Origin of the sequence: Tessaracoccus sp. MC1756, from assembly GCF_014164735.1 — a bacterium.
Lineage (GTDB): Bacteria > Actinomycetota > Actinomycetes > Propionibacteriales > Propionibacteriaceae > Arachnia.
The window spans coordinates 142,485-161,142 of the sequence record NZ_JACJFZ010000001.1 but is presented as its reverse complement, the minus strand read 5'-3'; the positions used below and the strand labels follow the sequence as shown (position 1 = coordinate 161,142).

Annotated in this window: 18 protein-coding genes and 1 tRNA gene; 12 read left to right on the top strand and 7 right to left on the bottom strand. The window is 68.7% G+C overall.

The window, feature by feature from the left end; genetic code table 11:
• Positions 1-2: 2 nt before the first annotated feature.
• Positions 3-704, bottom strand: coding sequence for an alpha/beta fold hydrolase (locus H5393_RS00715; protein WP_182765128.1), 702 nt, complete (start codon positions 702-704; stop codon positions 3-5).
• Between the two features lie 220 nt (positions 705-924).
• Here H5393_RS00715 and H5393_RS00710 point away from each other — a divergent pair, with 220 nt between their 5' ends.
• From H5393_RS00710 to H5393_RS00685, 6 genes are all read left to right on the top strand, one after another.
• Entirely contained in the window at positions 925-1,944 is a 1,020-nt protein-coding gene (locus tag H5393_RS00710) for a methionine ABC transporter ATP-binding protein (RefSeq protein ID WP_182765127.1), read from the top strand.
• The gene (locus H5393_RS00705; RefSeq protein WP_182765126.1) at positions 1,941-2,621 is read left to right on the top strand and encodes a methionine ABC transporter permease; all 681 of its coding nucleotides are present in this window, start codon (positions 1,941-1,943) and stop codon (positions 2,619-2,621) included. The genes H5393_RS00710 and H5393_RS00705 overlap by 4 nt, the downstream gene beginning before the upstream one ends.
• 103 nt (positions 2,622-2,724) lie before the next feature.
• Positions 2,725-3,561, top strand: a complete 837-nt coding sequence (locus tag H5393_RS00700) for a MetQ/NlpA family ABC transporter substrate-binding protein (protein WP_182765125.1) — start codon at positions 2,725-2,727, stop codon at positions 3,559-3,561.
• Positions 3,562-3,732: 171 nt separating this feature from the next.
• Positions 3,733-4,815, top strand: coding sequence for a polysaccharide deacetylase family protein (locus tag H5393_RS00695; protein WP_182765124.1), 1,083 nt, complete (start codon positions 3,733-3,735; stop codon positions 4,813-4,815).
• Positions 4,816-4,995: 180 nt separating this feature from the next.
• Positions 4,996-5,223 (top strand): hypothetical protein, encoded by a 228-nt coding sequence (locus H5393_RS00690; RefSeq protein WP_182765123.1) that lies wholly within the window; start codon positions 4,996-4,998, stop codon positions 5,221-5,223.
• A gap of 378 nt (positions 5,224-5,601) precedes the next feature.
• Complete coding sequence (locus tag H5393_RS00685; protein ID WP_182765122.1) at positions 5,602-6,261, top strand: HAD family hydrolase; 660 nt, start codon at positions 5,602-5,604, stop codon at positions 6,259-6,261.
• A 74-nt stretch (positions 6,262-6,335) separates the two neighbouring features.
• Here H5393_RS00685 and H5393_RS00680 read toward each other — a convergent pair whose 3' ends face one another.
• From H5393_RS00680 to H5393_RS00670, 3 genes are all read right to left on the bottom strand, one after another.
• Positions 6,336-6,575, bottom strand: coding sequence for a hypothetical protein (locus tag H5393_RS00680; protein ID WP_182765121.1), 240 nt, complete (start codon positions 6,573-6,575; stop codon positions 6,336-6,338).
• Positions 6,576-6,584: 9 nt separating this feature from the next.
• Positions 6,585-6,998, bottom strand: a complete 414-nt coding sequence (locus H5393_RS00675; protein ID WP_182765120.1) for a hypothetical protein — start codon at positions 6,996-6,998, stop codon at positions 6,585-6,587.
• Positions 6,999-7,241: 243 nt separating this feature from the next.
• Positions 7,242-8,327 carry a GNAT family N-acetyltransferase gene (locus tag H5393_RS00670; protein WP_182765119.1) on the bottom strand — a complete coding sequence of 362 codons (1,086 nt, stop codon included), beginning with the start codon at positions 8,325-8,327 and terminating at the stop codon, positions 7,242-7,244.
• 245 nt (positions 8,328-8,572) lie between these two features.
• Between H5393_RS00670 and H5393_RS00665 the strand changes: the two genes are divergently transcribed.
• On the top strand, positions 8,573-9,532 hold the full coding sequence (locus tag H5393_RS00665) for a DUF368 domain-containing protein (RefSeq protein ID WP_182765118.1): 960 nt from the start codon (positions 8,573-8,575) through the stop codon (positions 9,530-9,532).
• A 13-nt stretch (positions 9,533-9,545) separates the two neighbouring features.
• Here the strand turns inward: H5393_RS00665 and H5393_RS00660 are convergent.
• Positions 9,546-9,619 (bottom strand) — tRNA-Gly (locus H5393_RS00660).
• Positions 9,620-9,701: 82 nt separating this feature from the next.
• On the opposite strand from H5393_RS00660, the gene H5393_RS00655 reads away from it, so the two are divergent.
• Positions 9,702-12,470, top strand: a complete 2,769-nt coding sequence (locus H5393_RS00655; protein ID WP_220488132.1) for an FAD-binding and (Fe-S)-binding domain-containing protein — start codon at positions 9,702-9,704, stop codon at positions 12,468-12,470.
• A gap of 30 nt (positions 12,471-12,500) precedes the next feature.
• On the opposite strand, the gene H5393_RS00650 is transcribed toward H5393_RS00655, so the two are convergent.
• Together H5393_RS00650 and H5393_RS00645 are read right to left on the bottom strand one after the other, a co-directional pair.
• Complete coding sequence (locus H5393_RS00650) at positions 12,501-13,859, bottom strand: serine hydrolase (protein ID WP_220488131.1); 1,359 nt, start codon at positions 13,857-13,859, stop codon at positions 12,501-12,503.
• The gene (locus tag H5393_RS00645; RefSeq protein WP_182765116.1) at positions 13,860-14,981 is read right to left on the bottom strand and encodes a 6-phosphofructokinase; all 1,122 of its coding nucleotides are present in this window, start codon (positions 14,979-14,981) and stop codon (positions 13,860-13,862) included.
• A 142-nt stretch (positions 14,982-15,123) separates the two neighbouring features.
• Between H5393_RS00645 and H5393_RS00640 the strand changes: the two genes are divergently transcribed.
• From H5393_RS00640 to ppgK, 4 genes are read left to right on the top strand one after another with little or no spacing between them, the layout of a single operon-like run.
• The gene (locus H5393_RS00640) at positions 15,124-15,801 is read left to right on the top strand and encodes a DUF1707 domain-containing protein (RefSeq protein WP_182765115.1); all 678 of its coding nucleotides are present in this window, start codon (positions 15,124-15,126) and stop codon (positions 15,799-15,801) included.
• The gene (locus H5393_RS00635) at positions 15,801-16,289 is read left to right on the top strand and encodes a PH domain-containing protein (RefSeq protein ID WP_182765114.1); all 489 of its coding nucleotides are present in this window, start codon (positions 15,801-15,803) and stop codon (positions 16,287-16,289) included. Before H5393_RS00640 ends, H5393_RS00635 begins: the two co-directional genes overlap by 1 nt.
• Positions 16,289-17,812, top strand: a complete 1,524-nt coding sequence (locus H5393_RS14380; RefSeq protein WP_255436233.1) for a PH domain-containing protein — start codon at positions 16,289-16,291, stop codon at positions 17,810-17,812. Before H5393_RS00635 ends, H5393_RS14380 begins: the two co-directional genes overlap by 1 nt.
• Before the next feature lie 60 nt (positions 17,813-17,872).
• On the top strand, positions 17,873-18,655 hold the full coding sequence (gene ppgK / locus H5393_RS14375) for a polyphosphate--glucose phosphotransferase (protein ID WP_255436232.1): 783 nt from the start codon (positions 17,873-17,875) through the stop codon (positions 18,653-18,655).
• Positions 18,656-18,658: the final 3 nt, after the last annotated feature.

Sequence of the window (18,658 nt, the reverse complement as noted above, 5' to 3'; positions counted from 1 at the left end):
CGTCAGTACGCGGCCTCCGCCTCCAGCAGCAGGCGCTCGAGCCGGTCCGTATACGGGTCCGGGTGGGTGAGGTTCACCATGTGGGTGCCGTACCCCAACACCACCAACCGACCGCGCCGGGCGGCCCGCGCGAAGCGCCGTTCCTGCCCCCGGAACTGGTCGAACCGGCCGTTGAGGATGGTCACGGGGGCGTCGATGGCGGCCAGGTCGGAGAGCAGGTCGAACCGAGCCACCGCCCGCACCCCGGCCGCCACCGCAGCCAGATCGGCGCGGCCCCGCCGCAGATAGGCCTCCGCGCCGGCCGGGCCGAGCACGCGGCGCAGTGGCGCCTCGCCCGCCCGGTCCGTCCAGCCGATCAGCCGGCCGTAGAACGCGGCGCTGCGACGTCCAGGCTGGGTGGAGCACCCGGCCGCCACGAGCGAGCGGACCAGTTCAGGGAAGCGGGCGGCGGCATGGATCGCCAGCATGCCGCCCAGCGAACAGCCCACCAGGTGCGCCGGCCCCGCCGTCGACGCTTCGAGCAGGGCGGCCCTGATGGTGTCGAGGGCGCTCTGAGAGGTGAAGGTCTCGTCGCGACGGCTTCCGTGCCCCGGCAGATCCGGGCTGACGCAGGTCCAGCCGCGCTCGCGGAGCCGCGCCACCTGGGGGTCCCACATGGTCGACGAGGTGCGCAGACCATGGACAAAGACCACCGTGCGGCTCATGCGTCCCACCCTACGCACCCCGCCCGCCCAGGACTCCGTGAGCAATTGGATGGGGTCATGGGGCGCCGAGCCCGCATTTCTCGGCGTGTCGCGCCGTGACCCCATCCAATTGCTCACACAACGAGGGGCGGGGTACGCCGGTGGTGAACAAGTGGCCGGCCGATTCGGAGCGCCGGGCACCCGAGTGGTTGAATGATCGCGCAGAAGCACAGGAGAGTTCATGATCACCGTCACAGACCTCAGGAAGGTCTACCACCAGGGCAAGCGTGAAGTGCGCGCCCTCGACGGAGTCTCGCTGACCGTCCCCGCCGGGTCCATCCACGGCGTGATCGGGCACTCGGGCGCAGGCAAGTCCACCCTGGTGCGTTGCCTCACCATGCTGGACCGGCCGTCGTCCGGCACCGTAGAAATCAACGGCGTGGACCTCACCGCTGCCCGCTCCGACGCGCTGCGCACGGCACGCCGTCGCATCGGTCTTGTCTTCCAGCAGGCCAACCTCTTCGATTCACGCACCATCCTGGCCAATGTCGCCTACCCACTCGAACTCATCGGTGTGAGCCGGGAGAAGCGCCACGAGAAGGCCCAGGAACTGCTGCGGCTCGTCGGCCTTTCCGACGCGGGCAACGCCTACCCGGCGCAACTCTCAGGCGGCATGAGGCAGCGGGTCGGCATCGCCCGCGCCCTGGCCACAGACCCGGACGTGCTCTTGTTCGACGAGCCCACCTCGGCGCTGGATCCGCGCACGACGGACGAGATCCTCGACCTCATCGTCTCGCTGCGCGACCGCAGCCCCCAGGACCTGGCGGTCCTCGTGATCACGCACGAGATGCACGTCGTCAAGAAGATCTGCGACTCCGTCTCACTCCTCGAAGCCGGCCGGATCGTCGAATCCGGGCCGCTCACGCAGGCCGTCCAGCACCTCAGCGGCAGGCTCAGCCAGGCGCTGCTCGGCATCCCGCCACACGCCCCAGTCGAGGCCAGCGACGCGACCCTCGTCGACGTGCTGGCCAGCGGTGACCGCGCCGCCCTGCCGATGATCGCCCACACCTCCGGCGCCGTTGGCGCGGACCTCGCGATCGTCGCCGGCTCGGTGGAGCAGCTCGCCGGCACCACGTTCTCCCATCTCCGGCTCGCGGTGCCCCACGGAACCGACGCCAACCGCGTCGTCGACGAACTGAAGCTGCTGGGGGCCGACGCCCGCCTCACCACCGAGATCCGTCAGGAGGAACCCATCGCATGATCCTCCTCGACACCTGGTTCAACAACCCGGCGCTGCAGAAGGCGCTGCTCCCCGCGTTCGTCGAGACCATCCAGATGGTGGGCATCTCCAGCATCGCCACCGTCCTCATCGGCCTCCCGCTGGGCGTGATCCTGTTCGTCACCCAGCGCGGCGGGCTCGCCGAGAACCGGGCGCTCAACTTCGCGCTGTCACCCATCCTGGTCAACATCACCCGCTCGCTGCCCTACGCCATCCTGATGGTGGCGCTCATCCCGTTCACGCGCTGGCTCGTGGGCACCTCGCTGGGCCCCATCGCCGCGTCGGTGTCGCTGGCCATCGCCGCCATCCCGTTCTTCGCGCGCCTGGTTGAGACATCGCTGCGCGACGTCCACGTCGGCAAACTCGACGCCGCCCACGCCATGGGCTCCACGAAGCTACAGTCGGTGGCCAAGGTGCTGATCCCTGAGGCCATGCCGGCGCTCGTCGCGTCGATCACCACCACGGTGGTCACCATCGTCGGCTACTCGGCCATGGCCGGCCTCATCGGGGGCGGCGGCCTGGGCCGGTTGGCCTACAACTACGGGTTCCAGCGCTATCAGGCCGACGTGATGATCGTCACCGTCGTCATCCTGGTGGTACTCGTCCAGGTGATCCAGATGGCCGGCGAGGCCGTCACCAAGAAGATCGACCACCGCTGACCCACTCCCACAGACTCCCGCCGTCGAGGCGGGCGGCCCTTCGGGGCCACAGTAAGGAAGATGGCCGACTTGTTGTCGGCCCAGTAGCTAAGGAGAAAGACCTATGCGCAAAATTCTCACCGCCGTCGCTGCCTCGTTGGCAACTGTCATGGCCATGACGGCCTGTGGTTCTGACCCCGCCACGCCCGGCGCCGACGCCACGCTGGACCCGGCGAACCCCACCAAGGTCGTCGTCGGCGCCAGCCCCGTGCCGCACGCCAAGATCCTGGAATTCGTCAAGGAGAACCTGGCCGCTGAGGCAGGCATCGAGCTGGAGATCCAGGAGTTCGACGACTACGTGCTGCCCAACGAGGCGCTCGCCTCAGGTGAGCTCGACGCCAACTACTTCCAGCACGTGCCGTACTTCGACAACCAGGTGGCGGAGAAGGGCTTCGAGTTCGAGCACGGCGAGGGCGTCCACATCGAGCCCTTCGCGCTGTTCTCCGACAGGCACGAATCGGCGGACCAGGTGCCCGACGGCGGCGTCATCGCGCTGACCAACGACCCGTCGAACCAGTACCGCGGTCTGAAGCTCCTTGAAGAGGCCGGCCTGCTGCAGGACATCGCCGAGGACACCACCGCGCTCACCATTTCCGACGAGCAGAACCCGAAGGGCCTGAAGTTCGAGGAGGCCCAGCCTGAGGTCGTGGTGCAACAGCTCGAAGACCCGAAGGTCGACGCGGCGCTGATCAACGGCAACTTCATCCTCAACGCGGGCCTGAACGCCGACGACGCGATCGCCGTCGAAGCCGTCGAGGGCAACCCGTACGCCAACATCCTCGCGTGGCGCACGGACAACACCAACCCGGGTGTCGCCAAGCTCGACGAGCTGCTGCACTCGGACGAGGTGGCCGAGTTCATCAAGCAGGAGTGGCCTGCAGGCGACGTGATCCCCGGCTGATCACATCCCTTTGACGACGGGGCCACGCGGTTGATCCGCCTGGCCCCGTCGTCGTTTTTCCCCTTGTGAAATTCGGTTTCTCGGACTCTTCTCCCCGGACGCACCCAGGCGTACATTGTTTTCAAGACCCGGGCGACGCCGCCCGAGCCGGTTGGAAACAGGGGGATTCTGATGCGGCACATCACGAGGTGGATCATGACCGCGCTGACGCTTGCGTTGGTCGCGGCGGGCTGGGTGGCGGCACCCCCGGCCCAGGCCTTCGACGTCTACACCACGCCGGGCGAACACATCAGCGCCGGACGCGAATGGCGCACCTGGTGCGAGCCCTACTCGCAGACGGCGCGCTGCACGTCGCAGCTCAAGGTGGGGGGCGTGTGGACGTTCAACAACCTCACGTACCTGCCGTCGCCGAGGAGCCTGTGGACCGGCAATCCCCTGGCCACTCCGGGCGAGCACCACATCAACGGGCGCACCTGGTGGACCGAATGCGAAACGGCGACCACCGGCCGCAACGGCTGCCGTTCCTACCTGTGGAACGGGCGGCAGTTCGTGTTCAACAACATCGTGCAGTTCGGCACGATCCGCCCGGATCTCGCGTCGCTCTACTGGTACCGCCCGCCGGCCACACAGGCACCGTCCGTGCCGGCGCCCAGCCCCTACAACATCAACAAGGGCCCCAACGCGACGAACCGGGTGACGCTCACGTTCGACGACTGTCCCACCTCGCTCTCGGCCTTCAAGACCACCGTCAACGCGGCCACGGACCTGGGGATCGCCCTGGTGCTGTTCCCGACGGGGAACTGCATCAGCGCCGAGAGGTTCGACGCCGCGTATGCCCGCTCCAAAGGCCACTACGTGTTCAACCACTCCATCACCCACCCCGACCTGACGACGCTGACCTATTCGCAGGTCGTCCACGAGCTGGGTGCGCCGGGCGTGGTGACCACCTACGGCCGGCCGCCCGGTGGCGCCTACAACACCGACACCGTGAAACGGGCTTACGCCGCCGTCGGGATGAAGATCTGGCTGTGGAACCTCGACACCTTGGACTACCGGGGCCGCACCAGCCAGCAGCTGATCAACACCGTCGTCACCTCGGCCCGCCCCGGGGACAGCGTGCTGATGCACATGAAGTGGTACGCGTTCAACGGGCCCACGCTGAGGGCGATGCGTGACGGGCTGAAGGCCCGCGGCATCGGGGTGTGCGTCAACCGCGGCCCTGTCGTGGCGAAGCCCGCCGGCCTCGCCTGCTGAGCATGACGTCAGCCCTCGAACAGGGGCTCCTCCACCGCCGCCGCTGAACAGGGACCACAGCCGCACGGGGCCTGTCCAGCGGCCGACCATGCTTCTTGATCGAAGCCGAGGGGAAAGTTGAACAGATCCATACGTTGTCAAGGAACAGTGGTCAGATCAGCCGGAAGGACCGGCACCTGAATGAGGGAGACCACGATGATCACCAAGCGCAGGATCGCCGCCATCGCCGCCGCAGCCGCGGCCGTCGTCGCGATGACCGCCACCTCCGCCGGAGCAGTCGAACCCACCGGCCGCGAGTTCGCCGGCCACGTCCGCATGATGGCCCAGTCAGACATGGGCCTCGACGGCACCCACAACCCCGGCCTGCACCAGGGATTCTCCAGCATGGAGCACCACCACTCCTCCTGACCAGAGAGCTCAGCTCGTCACGTGATCCCCGCCGGGCCACAGGCCGGGCGGGATCGCACCGACTCAAGCCGCTCAACGCCGCACCGGTGGCGAAACGAGCGGCGAACACCCTGTACAAGACCCTCACGCCATCCTGCTCGTCGAGTTCGGGGCGCCAGAATGCGTGCGCACGGACGCTCGCCGTCAACCTCCCGGAACGAGCCAGCTGCCTCAACGGGGGGTGGCGACAACTCGACCAGCGCTCAGGAGCCGAACCGACAGTTGACCCGCGATGCGGTGGCCGAGGTCATGGCCGCCAGTCGTGACCACAGCGGCACCGGGTACCCGTGCGATTGAACGTGCGCCAGTCCGGCGGCTGCGGTGGCTAGGGTTGTCCTCATGACCCGCGCTGTTCTCTTCGACCTCGACGGCACGCTCGCCGACACCGTGCCCCTCATCGCCGAGTACATCGCCGGGGCGCTCAATGCCCACGGCATCGAATGCGTCCCGCGCGACGTCTACCCGCTGATCGGACGCCCCATCGAGTTCGCGATGGGCGAGTTGCACACGTTCGCCGACGACCCGGAGCGCATGAACCGCATCATCGTGGAGTACCGCGACGCCCTCCACCTCGCCGTGAACGCCGCCGGTTCCAAGCTCGTCCTCCCCGGCGTGCGGGAGATGTTGGAGGACCTGCGTCTGGCGGGCTACCGCGTCGGCGTGGTGACGGCGAAGGGCACCGGCTCGGCCATCCACCTGCTCGACATCACGGAGTTGAGCCACCTCATCGACGCCCTGGTCACCACCGACGACGTCGAGCACGGCAAGCCGGCGCCGGATTCGGCGCTGCTGGGCCTCGAGCGCCTCGAGGTGCAGGCCGAGGGCACCTGGTACGTGGGCGACGCCGTGAGCGACATGACCATGGCCATCGCGGCCGGGATGCGCCCGCTGGGCATCACCACCGGCGCCGCGACCCGCGAAGAGCTGCTAGCCGGCGGGGCCGAGGTCGTTGTGGACTCCGCCGCCGAGGTCACGGCACTGCTGACCACCGACAGCTGACCCTTCGGCGGGAGATTTCTGCCGCATCGGGCTGTATACGGGCGATGTGGCAGGAATGTCCCTTTGTTTCCGGGTCACCTCGGCCTGGGCGGGCGCTGGTGCAGGCCGGAACGCAGTTCCGCCCGCAAGGAGAGCTTCGTCGCATCCCAGGAATGGTGCACCTGGCTGAAGGCCAACCCGACGGGCGTGTAGCCGAGGTCACGCAGGCCGAGGTAGCGCTCGTAGTCCGCGTCGCGGTACTGGTGGAACTCCGCACTGTCGCACTCCAGGACGAGGGACCTGCCCACCAGGAGGTCCACCCTCCCCACACCCACGATCCACACCTAGGCCGTCACCGGAATGCGCTGCTGCTGCAGCCAGAGCCGCACTCGGGTCTCGGAACCGGATTCCGCAAGCGGGTTGAAGAACTTGAGCAACCGTTGTTTCCGCGCCGGGGCATCGGCGATGAGCAGCCGCGCCTGGCCCGGGGTGATCAGTGCCTTGTTGGCGGCAGACTCAAGGACCATCAGCGCTTCCCCCGGAGTGTGGTGCCGGATGACCTGGGCCAGGCAGTCGAGGACGGGGAACACCGCCTGCCCCGGGAGAGGACCGCTGTGGCGGTGCCGCCCGGTCCGCCCCACAGTGGCGCCTTTGCCGACCACGATGTGGGGCTCCGGGTGCGACGGGGTCCAAAGCCCGTGATGGCTGCAGCCCGACAGGCACCCCAGCCGGCCGCCCTTGCGCACAGCCTCGACCACCCAGGATTCAGCGCTCGGGTGGCGTACCAACCGCGGGCGATGTTCATGAGGGTGCCCGCCGCCACGGCGGCCTCGATGCTCTTCCGGGTCCAGTCCTGAGCCAGGAGGCCGGCCCGGGAGATGACACGCTGGTTCATCGGATTCCGGAGGGAGATTTCTGCCACATCGGGCTGTATACGGGCGATGTGGCAGGAATCTCCCTGCGAATTTCAGTGCCATATTCCATGGCAGCACTGTGGCCGGTCAGGCCACCGATTCACCGTTGTCCACAGCTTCCGCCACGCTGGCCTCGAAGCCGCCTTCGGCGTAGACCGGGTAGAAGCCCAGCGCCTCGTTGACCCGCAGCATGTGGCGGTTCTCCTCGGCGTTCCACGTCAGGATGGCCTGGGCGTTGGGCTCCTTGTCGCGCACCTGGATGAGGTTGGAGGCCTTCACGAGCATGCCCAACCGGTGGCCCCGGTGGTCCGGCAGCACGATCGTGTCCCACTGGTCCACGAAGGCCAGCGGATTGGACCGGTCCACGTGCATCTCGCTCAACGCCACCAGGTCGCCGGTGGGCAGGTGCCGCACCACGACCCGGTAGATCCGGTCGGTCAAGAGCCTCGTCGCCTCGGCCTGCCGTACGCGCTCGGCGTCCCATTTGCGCTCCACGACGGTGAGCTCACCCTGCGGAGGATCCACGGCCATCCGCTCCATCAACACGGCGTAGCCCGCCAGCATGTCGTCGGGCATCCGTCCCTCGACGGCGACCACCTCGTAGTCGGCACCCGCCACCCCTTGGGCCTCGGCCAGCGCCTCGGCCGGATCGACCAGGGGCCGGGCGAAGTCGTAGCGGCTGACGCGCTCCGCCTGCTTGAGCTTCAGTCCGTTCGCCAGGGCGAGCCTCACTCCCCCGTGGCCCGGGTCGACTCCCCCGAAACCCGACGACGGCCTCAGCGGCTCGTCGACGATGGGCGTGGTGATCCACACCTGGAACATGGTGACGCCCTCGGCCACCAGCGCCTCGCGCACCGTGTCGACCAGCGCCTGCCCCAACCCGGTCCCGCGGTGGGACGGGGTGACGTACAGCGTGACGTAGGCCAGCTCCGGCTCGTCGACCATGTTGCGGGCCGTGCGCGCCCACCCCACGGCGACTTCGCCGTCGCGGGCCAGGAACCAGCGGGTGGCCCATTCCTTCTCGGCCCTGGCAGAGACGAGGTCCGCCTCAGGATCGACGTCCCGCTCGGGCCCGCCGATGATCTCGCGGTTGCATTCGGTTTCGAGCCGCTTGTGGTCCGCCCAGTCGGGATCGGAGGCCAGTTCGGGCAGAGGGATTTCAAAGATGTCCATGCTGATTCCTAAAGAGGGTGCGATGAGGTCGTCGGGAAAGGCTGCAGCGACGTTGCCCGGGGCCGCGGAGACACAACGGCACGCACAGCGACAACGCCTGGGATAACCCGCGCGCTCAGAGCCTCATCATCATGGAAAATACCTTGGCACTGGGACGACGGCTGCGCAAGACCCCGCGCGGAAATTAACCCAAGCGTGCGGCCCGGTCTACAGTGGAGGCGCCCTCGAGAGAAAGCACGATCTGCATGCGCGAGACCCCCGTCGAGTCGGAGCACCGCGACACTGACGCGTCACCCGTCCTCCAGCCGGATTCCTTCGGTCGCTGGATGGCCCGGCTCCTCAAGGGCATCGCGGTCGGCGTCGGCGCGATCCTGCCGGGGCTGTCCGGCGGCGTGCTCGCGGTGATCTTCAAGCTCTACGACCCGCTGATCCGCTTCCTCGCCAATCCCCGCCGCAACTTCCTGCGCAACGTGCTGTTCTTCATCCCCGTCGGCATCGGCGTTGGGCTCGGCATTCTCGGCTTCGCCGTCGTGGTCGAAGCGGCCTTCGGCAAGTACGCCGCGCAGTTCGTGTGTCTGTTCATCGGCTTCGTCATCGGCACGTTCCCGTCGTTGTATTACCAAGCCGGCAAGCGCGGGCGCAGCACCAAACACCTCGTGATCATGGCTGTCTCCGCCGCCGCGATCTTCGCGCTGATGCTGGTGGGCGGCCAGTCCGGCGAACTCCTGCACGTGGAGCCCAGCATCCCCGCCTGGTTCGGCTCCGGCGCCCTGATCGGCCTGGGCCTGATCGTCCCGGGCATGAGCCCCTCGAACTTCCTCATCTACTTCGGCCTCTACGACAAGATGGCCAGCGGCATCAAGGCGCTGGACCTGGGAACCGTCCTCCCGCTCGCGCTCGGCCTCATCGTCTGCGTGCTGATCTTCGCCAAGGCCGCCGCGTGGGCCTTCGACCGCCACTACGCGGGCATGTACCACTTCATCCTGGGCATGGTGGTCGGTTCCTCGCTGGCCATCTTCCCGACGGTGGTCTTCCCCGCCTTCTCCGCCGAGGGGCTGCGCGCCGCAGACCTGAGCTTCACCAACGCCGTGCTGTTCGCCGTCGTGCTCCTGGTGGTGGGCGTCATCGCGTCCTGGCTGTTCAGCAAGGTGGAGGACCGGGTGACGGATCAGCGAGAGGCGCTCGCGGAGGCTGCCGACGAATAGTTCCGGGCAGCAATGGAGCGGGCGACGGGAATCGAACCCGCGTGTTCAGCTTGGGAAGCTGACGCTCTACCATTGAGCTACGCCCGCGTTTGCGAACCCAAGACTAGCAGGCATCCAGCGCCTATCCGGCGCACCCCCACATTGGCAGGACATGAGTACCCTTGGAGCCGTGACTGACGCACAGGCCCACCTCAAACGGGATGAACGCGCCATCACGCGCCTGGCCATGGCCCACGACGCGTCACATTTCCTGCTGACGCCGGCCGCCGTCGTCACCCCCACCAGCGTGGAGGACGTCTCAGACCTGATGGCGGAGGCCTCCTTCATCCGTCAGCCCATCACCTTCCGCTCGGGCGGCACCAGCCTCTGCGGGCAGTCGGTGACCGACGGAGTGCTGGTCGACGTGCGCAAACACTTCCGCGGCGTGGAGGTCCTCGACGGCGGTGAACGGGTGCGCGCCGGAGCGGGAGCCACGCTCGCGGCGGTCAACGCCCGGCTCGCGCCGTACGGCCGGCGGATGGGGCCGGATCCCACCAGCGAGGTGGCGTGCACCATCGGCGGCATCATCGCCAACAATTCCAGCGGGATGCTGGCCGGCCACGACGAGACGGCCTACCACACGCTCGAATCGATGGTGTTCGTCCTGCCAAGCGGACGCATCGTCGACACCGCTGACCCCACGGCCGACATCACGCTGCGTCTGGAGGAGACCAAACTGATCGGCGGGCTCCACATGCTACGCAACCGGTTGCGCACCAACCCCACCTCGATCGCCGAGATCAACCGCCTCTTCAGCATCAAGAACACCATGGGCTACGGCATCAACGCGCTGCTGGAGTTCCACCGCCCCGTCGACATCATCCCCCACCTGCTGGTCGGCTCCGAGGGCACGCTGGGGTTCGTCGCGGAGGCCACGTTCCGCACCGTGCCGCGCTACAGCCACTCGGCGGCGGCGCTCGCGGTGTTCCCAGACCTCGACGCGGCGGCCACCGCCGCCCAGGGACTTGTCGAACACGGGTTCGAGGCGATCGAATTGATGGACGTGGCAGCGCTGCGCGTGGTGCGCGAGCAGCCCACCGCACCGTCGATCATCCGCGACGCGGACCTCACCACGCAGGCCGTGCTGCTGGTAGAACTCCACGACACCTCCGCCGAGAACCTCGCAGAGCGCGTGACCCAGGCGGAGACGGCGCTCAGTGAACTGAACGCGGTGGACGTCGTCGAACTCACCACTGATCCCACGGAGCGCAACGCGCTCATCGAACTGCGCCGGGGCCTCTACGCCCTGGTGGCGGGCGCGCGCACCTCGGGCACCACCACCCTGCTCGAAGACCTGAGCCTGCCGCTCGAGAACTTCGCCGACATGTGCAAGGCCCTCGACGTGCTGTTCGACAAGCACGGTTACGGCATCGACAACGTGCCCCTGTTCGCCCACGCGCGCGACGGCAACATCCACTTCCTGCTCAGCGAACGCTTCGACCAGCCGGCCGGCCTGCTGCGCTACCGCAAGTTCACCCGCAGCCTGGTGCGCGAGGTGTTGCGCCGCGGCGGCGTCCTCAAGGCGGAGCACGGCACGGGGCGCGCCATGGCGCCCTTTGTCAACGCCCAGTACGGCGACGAGTTGTACGAGGTGATGCGCGAGATCAAGCACCTCTTCGACCCCGCGGGCATCATGAACCCCGGCGTCATCATCTCCGACGACCCGGACGAGCACCTGCGCAACCTGAAGCTCATGCCCACCATCGAGCCGGAGGTCGACTCCTGCATCGAGTGCGGCTACTGCGAATCGGTGTGCCCCTCGCGCGACCTGACGATCACCCCCCGCCAGCGCATCGTCCTGCGCCGCGAACTGGCAGCCCGCCAGTCGGACCATGAACTGCTCGACCAGATCACCGACGACTACCTCTACGCGGCCATCGAGACCTGCGCCGTCGACGGGATGTGCTCGGTGGCATGCCCGCTCGGCATCAACGTCGGCGACCTCGTGCGCCACCAACGCCAGGAACTCGCGCAGGGCGTGGAGAAGACCGCCTGGACCTCGGCGGCAAAACACTGGGGGCTCGCCACCCGGATGGGGTCTGCCGCCCTCACCATGGCCAAGACCACCACCCCACTCGCCCTGGCCGTGACCAGCGCCGGCCGGCGCAGGCTCGGCGAGGAGGCCGTCCCCGGCTACGACGAGGATCTGCCACGCGGTTCAGGGCTGAAGCGCAGGCCGAGCAGGAAGGACCGCGGCCGGATCTACGGGGTCGCGGCGTACTTCCCCAGTTGCCTCCAGACCGTACTCGCCCCCGCCGGGCAGGGCACCTTCCAGGCGTTCCGCGACGTCTCCAACCGGGCGGACGTCTCCGTCTCGCTGATCGATGCCACAGACCTGTGCTGCGGCGCCCCCTGGAAGGCCAAGGGTCTCGTCGAGGGCTACGAGATCATGACGGCCAAGACCCTCAAGAGCATCGACGTGCACGGCCCCGACGGCGCCAGCCTGCCCATCGTGATAGACGCCTCCAGCTGCGCCCTCGCGCTCCAGGAGATGGCCGAGGGACACGACATCGAGGTCCTCGACCTCGTCCAGTTCACCGCAGAGCACCTCCTGCCCCACCTGAAGGTCACCCACCCCATCGACTCCATCGCGCTGCACCCCACGTGCGCGTCGACCCGGATGGGGATCAACGAGCACCTGCTGGCCATCGCCAACGCCATCAGCGACGACGTGGTGGTGCCGGACACCTGGGCCTGCTGCGGCTGGGCAGGCGACCGGGGTGTGTTGCACCCCGAGCTGACGGAGTCGGCGACGCGGGAGATGGCCGAAGAACTCGGTGGGCGGCAGTTCGCCGCGTACGCGTCCACCAACCGCACCTGCGAACTCGCCATGACCCGCGCCACGGGGCAGACCTACCGCCACGTCATCGAACTGCTCGCGCAGGCGACCCGCCCTTGAGCTGACCGCCCGGTCTCGCCCGGGCGTCCCTCAGGAGGCGTCGGCGGCGGCCCGGATCAGCTCGGCGAGCCCCAGGTCGCGCGACTCGGGCGTGAACCCCATCCGCACCACCACCAGGTCCAGGCTGGGCGCGACATACATCCGCTGGCCGTCGTGGCCCTGCGCCCAGAACAGGTCCTCGGGGAGGTCCGGGTGTGCCAGGGTCCCGTCGCCGCGCAGGTTCGTCCACCACGACGACGCGTAGCCCGCCTCCTCCGTGGCGTACTCCCCGGTGTCGGCCCCGGTCAGCGGCACGACGGTGGTGGACTCCTCCACCCAGCCCTCCGGCAGCAGCCGGACATCGTCGACCACGCCGTCGTCCAGCACAAACTGGCCGATCCGGGCCCAGTCGCGGGGCGTGGCCCACAGGTAGGACCCGCACACCGGCGTGCCGGCCGCGTCCGGTTCCAGCACCGCTGAGGCCAACCCGAGCGGGGCGAACAACTGTTCGCGTGGCATGGTCGGGCCCGCCCCCAGACGATCGTTCAGGACCGAACACACCAGGGTCGTCGACCCCGACGAGTACTGCTGGAACGTCCCCGGCTCGTGCGCGGCAGGCTGCCCGGCGACGTAGGCCGCCATGTCGTCGGAGTTGAACAGCATCTCGGTGATGGGCGTGCCCAGGTCGTACTCCTCGTCCCATTCCAGCCCGCTGGTCATCCGCAGCAACTGGTCGACGGTGATCTCAGCGCGCTCATCCGTCCACTCCGGGCGCAGGTTGGCGTCGTCGAGGGCGACCGCTCCCTGCATCACCGCCCGACCCGTCAGGAGGTTCGTCACGGACTTGGTCATCGACCAACCGAGCTGGGGCGTGTTGGCCGTGAAACCGTCGGCGTAGCGCTCACCCACGATCACCCCGTCCTTGACCACCACGATGGCGCGGGTGCCCAGCGCCCGCGCCTCGTCGTCGGAGAGCCCGTCGCCGAACGCGCGGCCGATCGCCTCGTCCAGGGAGGCGTCGAGGGAGGGCTCGTCCGTCAGCAGGGAGGTGGGCGGCAGCGCCTCGGGGGTCGGGAAGACGGGGCGCCGCGGCGACAGCGTGCAGCCCAGGCCCTCCGTGTAGTAGGCGGTCTGGCCCGCGAACAGTCCGAGGACGTTGACGTAGGCGTAGCCGCCGTTCTTGAACTGCGTCAGGAAGGGCACCAGCGGGTTGGGCGGCAGGTCCTCCGACGCGTCGGTGCGCCCCGCGACCTCGGTGACCGCGCACAGGCTGTGCGCCGCGTAGCCCGTGCCCGTCCGCAGCAGCGGCCGCACGTAGAGATAGCCCGCCAGCACCATCGTCACCACGATGGCGAGCACCACGCCCACCACGACCCACCGGGGCCGGCGGCGTCCCACCCTCGTGGCCACTCAGTCTCCCAGGTTGGTGCCGACCCCGCGCGCGGCGCGGACCCACTCGTGGTCCACGGGCACGGTCTTCAGGTTGCCGGCGACGTCCTCCAGCGGGACGGGCACCGCCGCGCCGCACTGCGAAGCGACCGTGATACCGAAGGTGCCTTCCGCCACGAGATCCGCCCCGGCGGATCCCAGCAGGGTGCCCAGCACCCTGTCGTTGGCGTCCGGGATGCCACCGCGCTGCACGTACCCCAGGATGGTCACGCGCGATTCCAGCCCGGTGATCTGCTCGAGCGATTCGGCCAGCTTGAAGGCGTTGTTGCGGTGGCTCGCCACCACGGCGTCGCGGTGCTTGTCTGCGGCCGCCTTCGCCTCCGCGGTGGAGGCGTGCTTGCGCAGCACCTCCGCAGCGGCCAGGTCCGCCGAGTCCTTCTCGTCGCGGGCGCCCTCGGCCAGCGCGATGACGGAGAAGTTGCGGCCCGAGGCGGCCCGCCGGTGGACCGATTCCGCCACCGCCTCCACCGAGTACGGGATCTCCGGGATCAGGATGACGTCGGCCCCGCCGGCGATGCCTGCGCCCAGCGCGAGCCAGCCGGCCTTGTGGCCCATGATCTCCACGACGATGATGCGGTGGTGCGAGTGGGCTGTGGAGTGCAGCCTGTCCACGGCCTCCGTCGCGATGCCCAGCGCCGTGGAGAAGCCGAAGCTGGTCTCGGTGTGCGCGATGTCGTTGTCGATGGTCTTCGGCAGGTGGATGACGTTGAGCCCCGCCGCGGCGAGGCGCTTTGCGTTCTTGGCCGTGCCGCCGCCCCCGATGCACACGAGGCCGTCGAGGTCGTTCTTCTCGTAGTTCTCGAGGATCGTGGACGTCATGTCGCGGACCTCGCCGTCGATCACCATCTTGTGCGGCTTGTCCCGCGAGGTGCCGAGGATGGTGCCGCCGATGGTGAGGATGCCCGACAGCGCGTCCGAGTCGAGCACCTGGAAGTTGTTCTCGACGAGGCCCTTCAGCCCGGATCGGAAGCCGAGCAGCTCCATGCCGTGCTGCCCGATCGCAGCCTTGCCGAAGCCGCGGATGGCCGCGTTCAAGCCGGGCGAGTCGCCGCCTGCCGTCAGAATCCCGATGCGCTTTGCCATGTGCCCACCCTAGAGCGGCGGGGCCCCTCCCGTGTGCCGTTCCGCGCCCGCAGCCCCCGGCCATCCGTGGCATCCCTGAACCGACCCGGGATGCGGCCCGCCCGGCTGTCGGCGGGACGGGTAGACGACCTACAGTGGATCCATGTCGATCGAACAGAACCGGCTGCAGGGACTGCGGTGCGCGGACCAGGACCGTGAGTTGGTGGCGCAGTTGCTGAACAACGCCTACGCCGACGGGCGGTTGACGTTCGACGAACACGCGGACCGCATCGCCAAGGCCTACGACGCCAAGACCTTCGGCGACCTCACCCCCCTGACAACCGATCTGGTGGCCCCGCAGCCCCAGCCCGTCGTGGAGCCGTATTCGGCGCCCTCCCCGGTGGGGTCGCCGGGCCGCATGCCGGTGCCCGCCCAGTTCGCGGGGCCGCCCGCGGTGCCGGGGATCGACGCGTTCACCGGCGGTAACGCCGTGATGTCGACGTTCAAGCCCGGCCAACTCCACACGATCGCGTCCAACGTGACGATCAACTCGTGGCTGGGTGATGCCAGGATCGACCTGGTGGGCGCGGCCTTCGAGAGCCGCGACACCACCATCAACGTCGGCGGGCTGATGGGCGAGATCAGCATCCGCGTGCCCGAGGGCGTCTCCGTGGACGTGTCCCGGTTGAACATGATCATGGGCGAATCGAAGGTGGACGGTGCCGTGCCCCACCCGGACGGCATCCGGCTGCGGCTCGTCGGCACCTTCATCATGGGCGAGGTGACCGTGTTGGGCCCCGACACGACCCGCGTCCGCAAATACCAGAGGTTCACCCGTTGATGAATGACCTGTTCGACCCGCCCGGCACACCGTGGCAGCGTCTCTCCGGCAACTACCTGACCCAGAAACTGATCCTCATCCCCCTGGGATGGGGGTTCTTCTTCGCGTTCCTCGCTGTGCCCGTGCTCCTGTGGGGCGCCAGTTGGATGCGCTGGTCCTTCTTCGCCCTGGCGGTGGTGGTGATCGCGTGGCGGATGATCCGCGCGCCGCGGGTCTTTCGACGGTGGGGTTACGCCGAACGCGACGAGGACGTCTACCTCACCCGGGGCCTCTGGAGCCGGAGCCTGCAGTGCGTGCCCTACGGCCGGATGCAGCTCGTCCAGGTCCAGTCCGGGCCGCTCGACCGGCTGTTCGGCCTTGCCACCGTCCAGATGATCACGTCGTCCACCAGCGGCACCGTCACCATCCCGGGTCTCCCCGCCGCTGACGCGGCCGCTCTGCGCGACCGACTGATCGTCCGCGGCGAGCAGCAGCAGGCCGGGATCTGATGACCCACGGGCCTGATTTCCTTCCGCCTCTGCCTCCGCCGGATCCGGCGGACCGCGTCGAGGCGGCCGAACCGGTGGGGGTGCCGTCCGTCGATCCGCCGTCACTCGTCCCCCACGACGGCGCCCCGGTGCCGCAGCCCGATCCGTCGGCCTTCGCGCCGCCCTACCCGCTCGCGCCGGAGGTCCCCCACGCCAAGATCATCGAGCGTCCCCACCCCCTCACTGGCCTCGCCCGCGGGGGGATCGCGCTGGTGGCGGGCGGCTACTTCCTCACGCGCGAGATCCTCGAAGGCTCCTCGGGCTTCGGCAGCAGCGCCCTGTTCATCGGCGGCGGCCTGCTCCTGGTCGCGCTGATCGCCGGCGTCTCGGGGATCTTCACCTGGCGCACCACCACCTTCATCGCAGACGACGACGAGTTCCGCGTCGAGCGACGTTTCCTCTCCGAGACCTCCACGAAGGTGGACTACACCAAGGTGCAGTCCGTCGAGGTCTCCCAACCGCTGATCGCGCGCCTCATGGGGCTCGCCAAGGTGCACATCGACGTGGGCGGCGCCGGCGGAGTGGACCTGGCGTTCCTGTCCCTCGGCCGTGCGGAGTCGATGCGCGAGCACCTCGTCGCGCGGATGCGGCGGGCCCACACACCCGTCGCCGCCCCGAGGTATCCGGCCGACGTCGGGCCCACCCTGGGCGGCCAGCCCCCGGCGCAACTGCCCCAGGCCCGGGAGGACCTGGTAGTGGCGGTGCCGGCGAGCAACCTGCTGCTGGGCGCACTCGTGTCGCTGGGCACCGGGGGCGCAGTGGTGGGCGGCGGCATCCTGGTGGTCTTCGCGCTCCTCGCCCAGACGCCGGTCACCATGCTCGCGGCGGCACTGGGCATCGGCGGCTGGATCTGGAACCAGACCGGCCGCAACTGGAACTTCCGGATGACGCGCAGCGACGGCGCGCTGCGGCTCACGCGCGGTGCCCTGAGCACCACCAGCCAGGGGCTGCGCCCCAACCGCATCCAGGGCGTGGCCATCAAGCAGGACATCCTCCAGCGCGCCACCGGGCTCTACCAGATGACGGTCACGGTGCTGGGCTACGGCGACCCGTCCGGCGATGAGAACCGGCAGACCAACGCCGTCGTCCTCCCCTACGGGACGTGGGACGACGTGCTCACGGTCCTTCGGGCCCTCTGGCCAGAGGTGGAGCTGACCCAGGTGCAGGCCCATGCCCAGCCGGAACGGGCCCGCTGGCTCACGCCGTTCAACTTCGGCAGCCACACCTGGGGCATCGGCGAGCACGTCGTCGTGACACAGCACGGGTTGTTCGAGCGGGTCATCAGCATCGTTCCGCACCGACGGATGCAGTCGGCGAGCATCCACCAGGGCCCCCTGCAGCGCCGCCTGAGACTGGCGCACGTGCACGTCCACACCACCGACGGGCCGGTCACCCAGAAGCTCTACCACCTCGACGAGGCCGACGCCCGGCGGGTCTTCGAAGAGCAGGTCGCCCGCGCCCGCATCGCCCGCGCCACCGCCTGAGTCCCAGCAATCCGGGCGCGCCCCATTTGATCGTGCCAAGCTCCGCTACGCTTGTGCGTCATGAGCATCATCCTTGGCATCGATGTTGGCGGCTCCGGCATCAAAGGCGCACCCGTCGACCTGGCAGCGGGCGACTTCCTGACGGACCGCAAGCGCATCCCCACGCCGGAGAAGTCCACCCCGAAGAACGTCGCAGCCGTCATGGCCGACATCATCGAGGAGTTCAAGGAGCAGATCGGTGACGGCCCCGTGGGCATCACCATCCCGGCCCCCGTGGTGCACGGTCGCATCCCGTTCATCGCGAACCTCGATCAGAAGTGGGCCGGCCTGCAGGCCGACCAGTTCCTCGAGGACAAGCTCGGCCGCAAGATCACGCTGGTCAACGACGCCGACGCCGCCGGTCTGGCCGAGGTGCACTTCGGCGCCGCCAAGGGTCACCCCGGCCTCGTCATCCTGACCACGCTGGGCACCGGCATCGGCACCGCGATCATCTACCGCGGCGTGCTGATCCCCAACGCCGAGCTGGGCCATATCGAGATGATGGGCAAGGACGCCGAGACGCTGGCCGCCTCGTCGGTCAAGGACAAGGAGGGCCTGTCCTACCAGGTCTGGACCGAGGAACGCCTGCAGCCCTACTACTCGCGCCTGGAGATGCTGCTGTCGCCAGATCTGTTCGTCGTGGGCGGCGGCGTGAGCCGCGACTGGGACAAGTTCGGCCCGCAACTCCAGCTCACCACGGAGATCATCCCGGCCCAGCTCCGCAACCGCGCCGGCATCATCGGTGCGGCCATCGCCGCGCAGGACGCTGCGGAGAACCCGGACCTCCTCGCCAAGCCGCACTGACGC